Raw genomic sequence first — 8,865 nt, forward strand, 5'->3', positions numbered from 1 at the left:
AGTATTGGTCCGTTCTCGCCCCGTGCAGTGCGAAGGTCAGCAGTGCTGGTGTCTCACCCCATCCTGACGCACAGGGCTCGAGCGGGAGCGCTTGTTCAGTCGCGCGTGGATCTTCGTGGGTCACGAATCAGAGATCCCTCAGCCCGGCGACTACGTGGTGCGGCGAGTGCTCGACGACTCGTTCATCGTGGTGCGCGACGAGAGTGGCTCCGTCAAGGCGATGTTCAACATGTGCCTGCACCGAGGAATGCAGGTGTGCCGGGCGGAAATGGGCAACGCCTCGCACTTCCGCTGCCCGTATCACGGCTGGTCGTACCGCAACGACGGACGAATCGTGGGGCTGCCGTTCCACGAAGAGGCGTACGGTGGCGAGGCTGGCTTCAATCGCAAGGGAGCCCGCCTGCTTCCGGCGCCGAGCCTCGACAGCTACAACGGGTTGATCTTCATCAGCATGGATCCGGATGCGCCACCGCTGATCGACTACCTCGGCGATTTCGCTTTCTATCTCGACTACTACACGAAGCAGAGCTCCTCGGGCATCGAGCTCCGCGGCCCGCAGCGCTGGCGGGTGAAGGCGAACTGGAAGATCGGCGCAGAGAACTTCGCCGGCGACATGTACCACACGCCACAGACCCACACCTCGGTGGTCGAGATCGGCCTCTTCCGCGAACCGAAGGCGGAGAAGCGTAAAGACGGCAACACGTACTGGGCGGGCAACGGCGGAGGCACGACCTACAAGCTTCCGGAGGGAACGCTCGAGGAGCGGCTGCGCTACGTGGGCTACCCCGACGAGATGATCGACCGGATGAAGGAGGTCTGGTCCCAGGACCAGCTCAATGTGATCGGCGAGAACGGCTTCATGATCTCGGCGGCCTCGATCTTCCCGAACATGAGCTTCGTGCACAACTGGCCGAAGGTGGAAGACGGCGACGACGTGCTCCCGTTCATCTCGATCCGTACCTGGCAGCCGATCAGCGAGAACGAGACCGAGGTGCTTTCCTGGTTCGCCGTCGACGCAGCGGCACCGGAGGAGTTCAAGGCTCTGTCGTACAAGGCGTACCTGATGTGCTTCGGCAGCACGGGGATGTTCGAGCAGGACGATGTGGAGAACTGGGTGTCCCTTACGAACACCGCGAAAGGGAATATGGCGCGGCGCTTGCTGCTGAACAGCCGGATGGGCGTGCTGAAAGACGGCAGATTCGTCGTGGAGCCGCTCGGACCGGACGCGTTCTCTGGCCCGGGCGTGGCCCACGTCGGTTACGGAGAGTACAACCAGCGGCATCTGCTCGAGCGCTGGGCGGACTACCTCGAGACGGAGCCGACCGCGCTGATCATCTCGTCGGTGGGGATGCCGGAGGGGCTGTCATGACCGAGGCGCGCTGGGTTCGACTGAAAGAGTCGCCGCTCGGAGCACATACGACCAAAGCCACGCGGGTGGGGAGTTCGTTGTCGTTCTCGGACGGCCTGCATCTGGAGACGCACAGGTGGCTCGTCGAAGAGGCATACATCCTCGACGAGCAGCGGTACGAGGACTGGCTCGACCTCATCGCCGACGATGTGCACTACATCATGCCCGTGCAGGTCACTACCGCGCTCGGCGCCGGGTACTCGACGTCTCCGGGCATGGCGCATTGGGACGAGAACAAGTACTCCCTGAGCCGGCGGGTCGCCCGCTTCCTCACGGAACACGCCTGGACAGAGGATCCGCCCTCCCGGCTCCGTCACTTCGTCACGAACGTGCGCACCTTCGAGAGCGACGTCCCGGGCGAGGTCGTCGTCGATTCTGCGGTGCTTCTTTTCCGCAGTCGCGGCGACGTGCACGAGCCCGCGGTGATCTCGGCCGGCCGCGAAGACGTTCTGCGACGTGTCGGCGGCGGGTTGCAGCTCGCACGCCGAACCATCACGGTCGACGAGTCGGTCTTGCGCACACAGAATCTGGCGATCTTCCTATGAAACTCGAATGGGAAGGCGAAGAGGACGACCGCATCGCGGCCATCGCAGCAGCAGACGAACGTCAGCGGCTCGAAGACCAGCGGGTAGGGGCTCCGATCTCGATCGCCAATGAGTTCTCGGAGATCCGGGTATCTCGCGTGGAGACACGCAACGGCTCCCGGCTCCTGATCGAGTCGCCGCGATCCGGGCAGTGGGTCGCTCTCGATCCGCTCGAGCTCGAGGCGCTGACCTGGCAGACTACGGCGACGTTCTCCGCCATGATCGCCCAACCGTTCGCACCGATGTTCCCTGAGATAACGCCTGAAGAAGCAGGAGAGGAGTGACACATGCCTGTCGTGAAAGCGGATCTCGGGCTCTGTCAGGGCTACGCCAACTGCATCATGGCCGCGGGAGACTATTTCGATCTCGATGACGACGGCGTCGTGATCCTGCTCAGAACAGAGGTCGACGAGGCCGACCGGAAACGGGTCACCGAGGCGGCGAACAGCTGCCCGGTTTCCGCGCTCCGGGTGGAAGACGAATGACGACAGCGATTGTCGGTGCGTCGATCGCGGGGGTACGGGCCGCGCAGGCGCTTCGGGCAGAGGGGTATCGCGGAGACGTTGTGCTCATCGGCTCCGAGCCCGTGCTGCCCTACGACAAGCCGCCGCTGTCGAAGGGATACCTCGTCGGTGCAGGTGCAGCCGAGGTCACGCTCCTCACGGCGGCGGAGGCGCTCGAGCTTAACATCGACCTTCGTCTCGGTGTGCCGGCGGTAGGTCTGGACCGTGCGTTGTCGGAGCTCCGGCTGGCGAATGGACGGCGGGTCGGCTTCGATGACCTCGTGGTGGCGACCGGCGTCCGCGCGCGGCCGTCGCCGTGGGGTGAAGGCGAGGGAATCCATGTGCTGCGGACACTCGACGACGCAGACCGGCTGCGCGCCGAGCTAGTTCCCGATCGCAGGATCATCGTCATCGGAGCGGGCTTCATCGGCGCCGAGGTCGCCGCGACCGCTCTTGGGCTCGGAGTCGATGTCACCCTGGTCTCGGCGACACGCGACCTGATGTCACGCCGGCTCGGTGACGAGATTGGCGCCCTCTTCTCGCAGAAGCACTCCCGGCATGGCGTACATGCGGTTCTCGGACGGACGGTCGCGCAGATCGACGGTGCGAAGGGAGACTTCCGCGTGCTCCTGGATGACGGTTCCGAGCTCCACGGTGATGTCGTCGTCATCGGCATCGGGGCAGTGCCGAACGTCGAATGGCTCGAGGACTCAGGGCTCGAGATCGACGACGGTCTCGTCTGCGACGAATTCCTCACGGCACTCGGCGCCCCGGAAATCCATGCGATCGGCGATGTTGCGCGGTGGCGGCATCCGGTTCGCGGCGATCTCACCCGTCTTGAGCACTGGACGAATGCGGTCGACCAGGCGCGCTGTGTCGCGCACAACATCGCTCATCCCGACGACCGACGCTCATATCTGCCTGTCGAGTATGTCTGGAGTGACCAGTTCAACTGGAAGCTGCACATCGTCGGTCGCACGACGGCAGTCAACCCCGAGATGGTGACGGACCCTCGAACACCCGACCGGATCGCGTCTCTGTACTCTCAGAATGGTCTGTCATTCGACGGGGCAGTGGTACTGAATTGGCCCCGCGCTCTCGTCGAAGTCCGCCGGTCCATCGCAGCGGGATCGTCGCTTTCCGACGTTCGTGTACGACTGGGCCGGCTGCTCGAATCGGCGTCCGGATAGACCTGGACGGGATCGCCTTGCCCTTGATGGCGGCCCTGAGGGCCGGCAGGAACGATACAGTTTCTGTTGTGCAGAGAAATAGAGCAGCCGACGGAGTCGATGCGGCTCCGCAATACCGATCGAGTCGGTCGACAATGCCCTGAAACTCCTGCTCCTGCTCGGTGAGAAGAACGAACTTCGACTGACGGACGCCAGCAAGCACCTGGGTGTCGCGACCTCAACGGCGCATCGCATCCTCGCGATGCTTCAATGGCGAGGATTCGTGCGGCAAGACCCGCGAACGAAGACATACGGGCCAGGGCCGTCGTTGACCACGATCGCCTTCTCGGTGCTGAGAAAGATGGACATCCCGCAGATCGTGCAACCGATCCTCGAGGAACTCAGCCACCAAGCCGGCGAGACGGTTCACCTCGGCACGCTCGACGGCAACTCCACTCGCTTTCTCGCAGTCTCGGAACCGACGACGGCGGTGCGAGTCGCTTCACGGTTGGGCAAGGAGATGCCGGCCCATTGCACCTCCACGGGAAAGGTTCTCCTGGCGCAGCTCCCGCGAGAACAATTGGACCGTCTCTACCCCGACGAGCAACTCTCACAGGTGACTCCGCAGTCGATCCGTACCAAGACCGAGCTCCTCGCACAACTGGATCTTGTCGCGAAGCAGGGCTATGCAACGAACCGGGAGGAGAGCGAGGAGGGCGTGGCCTCGGTGGCCGTGGCCGTTCCCTCGGCGAGCGGGCTGCGGTTGGCGATCAACGCATCTGCCCCGGTGTTCCGCTTGCCTCCCCGCAAGGTGAAGACCCTCGTCGCACTCCTCGATGAGGCAGCCGTACGTCTGGCCGACCTGACCTCCTGAAGGCTCGTCGTCTCTTTCCCCTGCGACCTGGTGCAGGGGTCGTTCGGCGCGTTCTGAAGAGAGCTCGAGCCATGCTGGACTGTTGGCGCCGCGCAAGCTATTGTGTCTTCTAGTTAGGAACAAGTTCTGCTCAGCAGATAAATATGCGAAGAGGATGATCAATGCAGATCGTACTGGTGCACGGCGGATGGGTAGGCGGCTGGGTGTGGGACGGCGTCGCCGACGAATTGCGCAGAATGGGGCACGAGGTGATCGCGCCGACGCTGCGCGGTCTCGAAGACGGTGACGTGGACCGCTCCGGCGTCACGATGAGCATGATGGCGCGCGATCTGATCGATCAGGTAAGAGAGCTCACCCAGCTCGACATCGTGCTCGTCGGTCATAGCGGCGGAGGTCCGCTCATCCAACTCGTCGCTGAGGCGATGCCCGAGCGCATCGGCCGGGTCGTCTTCGTCGACGCCTGGGTGCTGCGCGACGGCGAGACCATTAACGACGTGCTCCCCGATCCGTTGGTCGCAGCGACGAAGGCGCTTGCGAGTCAGTCCGACGACAACACCATCGTCATGCCGCCTGAGCTCTGGGCCGCGTCTATGCAGGACATGTCTCCGTTCGAGCAGCAGCAGCTCGCCGCGCTCGAGCCGAGGCTCGTCCCAGCGCCGGCAGGCTGGTCCGATGAGCCGATCCGCCTCGACCGGTTCTGGGCGAGCAGCATCCCGTCAAGTTATGTGTTCCTCGCTCAGGACCAGGCCGTTCCCGCTGAGATCTACCAGGCCGCGGCCGGGCGGCTTGATAGTCCGCGCACGATCGAGATCGACGGAAGCCATTTGGTGATGCTCACGCATCCGGAGAGGCTCGCACGGGCCCTCGACGCCGTCATTGCCTAACAGGCCTGGGGAAGCTATGGATTCGATTTCACGCCCAGACGACGTCGCGCCGATCTCGTACACCGAACTGGCGCCGTCGGGTGCGCCTGCTCGGTGGATCGTCCTCGTGCACGGGGGTGGTGCCTCGAACGAGTACTATCTCGAGACGCCCGACGGCCGACAGGGCTGGGCGGCACGATTCGTATCGCTTGGCTACGGTGTGCTGGTGGTGGACTGGCTGGGGTTGTCCTATGAGGCGGCCCAACACGTCGATGATCGTGCGGCGTCTGCGCGGCTGGACTATGAGAGCGTGTGCCGAGGGATGGGCGTGTTCCTCTCTGGTCTCGGCCGGAACGTCGTGCTGGTCGTGCACTCGATGGCAGGTCCGATTGGCTTCCGCCTCCTAGAGACGCATGGCGATCTCATCGACGGGCTCGTAGCCGTCGCTCCGGGCCCGCCTGGAAATATACAGGCGGTGCCCGAGATCGTGAGGGAGTCCGACCAGGAGGTCTCCATCCGTGGAGCGGCCATCGACTGGACCATCCCGAAGATGGGTTTCTGGGAACCCACAAGCGCCTTCGTGAACGACAAGGCCATCGGACCCAGCCGGCGGTTCCCCCGCGAGTGCATCGAGGTGTTCCGCCGCACCCTTCGGCCGATCCCGGCCCGGATGCTTTATCAGCGTCAGAACATCGGTGGGAGCCAAATGAGGATCGGGCCGACCGACGCGTTCACGAACAAGCCGATTCTCGTCTTCACGGGTGGAGCCGATACCGACCACCCCTCGCAGCTGGATCAGGACATCGTGGCCTGGCTCACCGATCAGGGCGCCGCCGTCACCTTCTGGTCGTCCGAACTGCCTCTTCTCGCTGGGAACGGCCACTCGCTGATGGTCGAAGACAATAGCGACGAGATCGCTGACGAGATCGCGCGGTGGATCACGGCGCTCTGACTCGCCACCGTATCGTCCCGGCCATTATTTCAGCCGACCCGACGTCCCCAACAGCGGAGGAGAACGCCAGTCGTTTCCTTCGTGTCACTCGAGGGAACGCTGTGCCAGCTCGTTGCCGACTACGACTTGGTCGATCGGGCCCTTGCTCGAACTCCTCATTTCATACGTCTGGCGATGGACTCAAGGGAGATGTTCGCCGACGGCCGCGTGCAACTCCAGGTCATCGGTGGACAGCTGAGGCGTCTGCCACGACGCATCGAGACGATCGGTTCGCAGCTCGAACGGAACGTTCGGGCTGAGCATAAGGATGTTCCGAGACTGGGCTGACCCCGTTTCGTAGGTCCGGTGGTTCTGAGAGTCGTCCTGTTGCCCGAGGGTTCGGGCAGGGAGACTGGTCAGATCATGTCGAACAGCAGGAAGCGTCACACCCCGGAGCAGGTCGTCCGCAAGCTCGGGCAGGCCGACAGGATGCTCGCCGACGGCGCGGATGTCGCGGCGGTGTGCCGGGAGCTCGGGGTGTCCGAGCAGACGTACTACCGGTGGCGTAACCAGTACGGCGGGTTGAAGGCCGACGACGCGAAGCGCCTGAAGGAGCTCGAGAAGCAGAACGCGACGCTCAAGCGGCTGCTCGCCGAGGCGGAGTTGGAGAAGTCCGCGCTCAAGGAGTTGGCTGAGGGAAACTTCTAGGCCCGGGCAGGCGCCGCGCCGCCGTCGCTCACCTGATCAGGACACTGCAGGTGAGTGAACGGATGGCGTGCCGTCTGGTCGGGCTGTCCCGCTCCGCGTACCGGCGGCCACTCAAGGGCGACACGACCGCAGACCCGGACCGGGCGTTGCGGGACTGGCTGCGCGCCTGGGCGAAGAAGCACCCCCGCTACGGGTACCGACGCGCGTATCACGATGCGCGCGCCGAGGGGTGGGTGGTGAACCACAAGAAGATCCAACGCCTGTGGCGTGACGAAGGGCTCCGGGTCCCGCAGCGGCGTCGACGCAAGCGCGTCGGGTCCTCGACCGTCGACGCGCCGACGGCGGACGCGCCGAACGTGGTGTGGGCGGTGGACTTCCAGTTCGACCCCGACGAGCAGGGCCGACCGATCAAGATCTGCTCGATCGTCGACGAGCACACCCGGGAGTGCATCGGTGGGCTGGTGGAGCGCTCGATTACCGCCGACCGACTCACCGCCCACCTCGAGGACCTCGTCGCCGCCCGGGGCGCCCCGGCGGTGCTCAGGTCGGACAACGGGCCGGAGTTCATCAGCGAAGCGATGGCCGACTGGGCAGGCACCCGCACCGGCCTGTCCTACATCCCACCGGGCTCGCCGTGGCGGAACGGGTACGTCGAGTCGTTCAACAGCCGGCTCCGTGACGAGTGCCTCAACATCAACAGCTTCTACTCGCTGCTGCACGCGCAGGTCGTGATCGGCGACTGGAAGGACGAGTACAACCATCACCGCCGGCACTCCTCGCTCGGCTACCTACCCCCAGTCGAGTACGCTCGGCAGTGCAACCATCAAATGGAAACCGACGACTCACAGAGCGTCCGGACCGAATGAAGGGGGCGGCCCAAGACCTCCAGGAACGCGGATGGATCGGTTCGTTGGTCGGGGAGCTGACGACCACCCTGGTTGGCGTGGCGCTTATCGTCGCTGCGGTGCTACTTTCGGTCTCGGGGGGTGGCCCCCAGCTCGCCCCGACGTCGCACTCCTACCGTTCCTAGGGGCGGGGTGGTCGGCCTCGCGGGCAGGCTCCTCGTGCTGAGGCCGCTGCGCACCTCCTTGATGCGCACCACGCTGATCGCCGGATCCTGGCAAACTATCCCGCGACGCGAATTCGCAGGGGGTGTCGGCGCGACTTTCGATCGACGTACAGTGCCGTCCGTTAACAAACGATCGGTTCGTGCGACCGAACTGTCGAACGCCTGTGCATCGCTGCGGCGAGTTCCTCATGGCGCAGTACCTGGGTTTCGCTTCCGGAAGAAGATTTCACGAACCCCAGCGACACGGTGTTGCGGTGACGTTCGACGAAAGAGAAGAAGGATGGCCCGGCGAATCCCAATCGCGCGAAGTCTCGCCTTCGAAATGACAGAAGCGCTCCTGTGCTCGCGCGTCGGTTACTTCGCACCTTCTAGGTGTGACGTTATCAATTAGGGTGATGACGACCGGTGACGGGTACCGGTACCTGCTGAACTCTGTCGTGTCCGGTGACGGCGACCGCGACGCCTCGTCTGTGTTGACGCGGTATTACGCGGAGGCCGGGACTCCTGGCTCGATGTAGCGCCGAGGGGGTCGCTACTGGTCGGTTCCGACGTTGTGTTCAACCCAGTCGCGCAGATGCTTCAACGGGGCGGCTGCGCTGTGTCCGAGGTCAGTAAGTTCGTACTCCACGCGAGCGGGAACCTCGGGGTAGACGGTGCGAGTGAGCAGGCCGTGGTCTTCCGGAAAGTGTCAAGGCGGGTGAGACAGATTCCGTCAGGCGGTCTGTATGAGGGCCTCCTGTGAGGGCTGGTTGATCC

10 protein-coding genes and 1 pseudogene are annotated in these 8,865 nt (G+C 64.3%); 10 read left to right on the forward strand and 1 reads right to left on the reverse strand.

Features of this window, described 5'->3' with window-relative positions:
- The first annotated feature begins 115 nt into the window (after window positions 1-115).
- The 10 genes and pseudogenes from V6N00_RS16990 (at window position 116) to V6N00_RS17035 (ending at window position 7,906) form a co-directional block, all read left to right on the forward strand.
- Window positions 116-1,369: an aromatic ring-hydroxylating dioxygenase subunit alpha gene (locus tag V6N00_RS16990; RefSeq protein ID WP_005054956.1), complete on the forward strand. Its 1,254-nt coding sequence runs from the start codon at window positions 116-118 to the stop codon at window positions 1,367-1,369.
- A complete protein-coding gene (locus V6N00_RS16995) occupies window positions 1,366-1,953 on the forward strand; it encodes a 3-phenylpropionate/cinnamic acid dioxygenase subunit beta (RefSeq protein ID WP_005054954.1) in 588 nt (195 codons plus the stop codon). Before V6N00_RS16990 ends, V6N00_RS16995 begins: the two co-directional genes overlap by 4 nt.
- On the forward strand, window positions 1,950-2,276 hold the full coding sequence (locus tag V6N00_RS17000; protein WP_005054953.1) for a hypothetical protein: 327 nt from the start codon (window positions 1,950-1,952) through the stop codon (window positions 2,274-2,276). Before V6N00_RS16995 ends, V6N00_RS17000 begins: the two co-directional genes overlap by 4 nt.
- Window positions 2,277-2,279: 3 nt before the next feature.
- Window positions 2,280-2,477 carry a ferredoxin gene (locus tag V6N00_RS17005; protein WP_005054951.1) on the forward strand — a complete coding sequence of 66 codons (198 nt, stop codon included), beginning with the start codon at window positions 2,280-2,282 and terminating at the stop codon, window positions 2,475-2,477.
- Window positions 2,474-3,685, forward strand: coding sequence for an NAD(P)/FAD-dependent oxidoreductase (locus V6N00_RS17010; RefSeq protein WP_005054949.1), 1,212 nt, complete (start codon window positions 2,474-2,476; stop codon window positions 3,683-3,685). Before V6N00_RS17005 ends, V6N00_RS17010 begins: the two co-directional genes overlap by 4 nt.
- 118 nt (window positions 3,686-3,803) lie before the next feature.
- Window positions 3,804-3,950 (forward strand): annotated as a pseudogene (locus V6N00_RS17015) (helix-turn-helix domain-containing protein); the annotation flags it as partial.
- A 42-nt stretch (window positions 3,951-3,992) separates the two neighbouring features.
- The gene (locus V6N00_RS17020; protein ID WP_223159176.1) at window positions 3,993-4,538 is read left to right on the forward strand and encodes an IclR family transcriptional regulator; all 546 of its coding nucleotides are present in this window, start codon (window positions 3,993-3,995) and stop codon (window positions 4,536-4,538) included.
- Between the two features lie 161 nt (window positions 4,539-4,699).
- Window positions 4,700-5,422, forward strand: coding sequence for an alpha/beta fold hydrolase (locus V6N00_RS17025; protein ID WP_005054944.1), 723 nt, complete (start codon window positions 4,700-4,702; stop codon window positions 5,420-5,422).
- Between the two features lie 16 nt (window positions 5,423-5,438).
- A complete protein-coding gene (locus tag V6N00_RS17030) occupies window positions 5,439-6,353 on the forward strand; it encodes an alpha/beta fold hydrolase (protein ID WP_195692260.1) in 915 nt (304 codons plus the stop codon).
- A 402-nt stretch (window positions 6,354-6,755) separates the two neighbouring features.
- Window positions 6,756-7,906, forward strand: a protein-coding gene (locus V6N00_RS17035; RefSeq protein WP_334234277.1) for an IS3 family transposase whose coding sequence is annotated in 2 segments (ribosomal slippage) — window positions 6,756-7,026 and window positions 7,026-7,906 — 1,152 coding nt in all. Because the reading frame shifts where the segments join, the coding sequence is not laid out codon by codon here.
- Between the two features lie 735 nt (window positions 7,907-8,641).
- Here the strand turns inward: V6N00_RS17035 and V6N00_RS17040 are convergent.
- Complete coding sequence (locus V6N00_RS17040; protein WP_370651862.1) at window positions 8,642-8,737, reverse strand: hypothetical protein; 96 nt, start codon at window positions 8,735-8,737, stop codon at window positions 8,642-8,644.
- Window positions 8,738-8,865: the final 128 nt, after the last annotated feature.

Origin of the sequence: Tersicoccus mangrovi, assembly GCF_036881825.1 — a bacterium.
GTDB classification, from domain to species: Bacteria; Actinomycetota; Actinomycetes; order Actinomycetales; family Micrococcaceae; genus Tersicoccus; species Tersicoccus mangrovi.

Excerpts from the sequence above, each read along its gene's own strand:
- V6N00_RS16995 (WP_005054954.1), top strand. The coding sequence starts at position 1,366 with ATGACCGAGGCGCGCTGGGTTCGACTGAAAGAGTCGCCGCTCGGAGCA.
- V6N00_RS17000 (WP_005054953.1), top strand. The coding sequence starts at position 1,950 with ATGAAACTCGAATGGGAAGGCGAAGAGGACGACCGCATCGCGGCCATC.
- V6N00_RS17005 (WP_005054951.1), top strand. The coding sequence starts at position 2,280 with ATGCCTGTCGTGAAAGCGGATCTCGGGCTCTGTCAGGGCTACGCCAAC.
- V6N00_RS17010 (WP_005054949.1), top strand. The coding sequence starts at position 2,474 with ATGACGACAGCGATTGTCGGTGCGTCGATCGCGGGGGTACGGGCCGCG.
- V6N00_RS17025 (WP_005054944.1), top strand. The coding sequence starts at position 4,700 with ATGCAGATCGTACTGGTGCACGGCGGATGGGTAGGCGGCTGGGTGTGG.
- V6N00_RS17030 (WP_195692260.1), top strand. The coding sequence starts at position 5,439 with ATGGATTCGATTTCACGCCCAGACGACGTCGCGCCGATCTCGTACACC.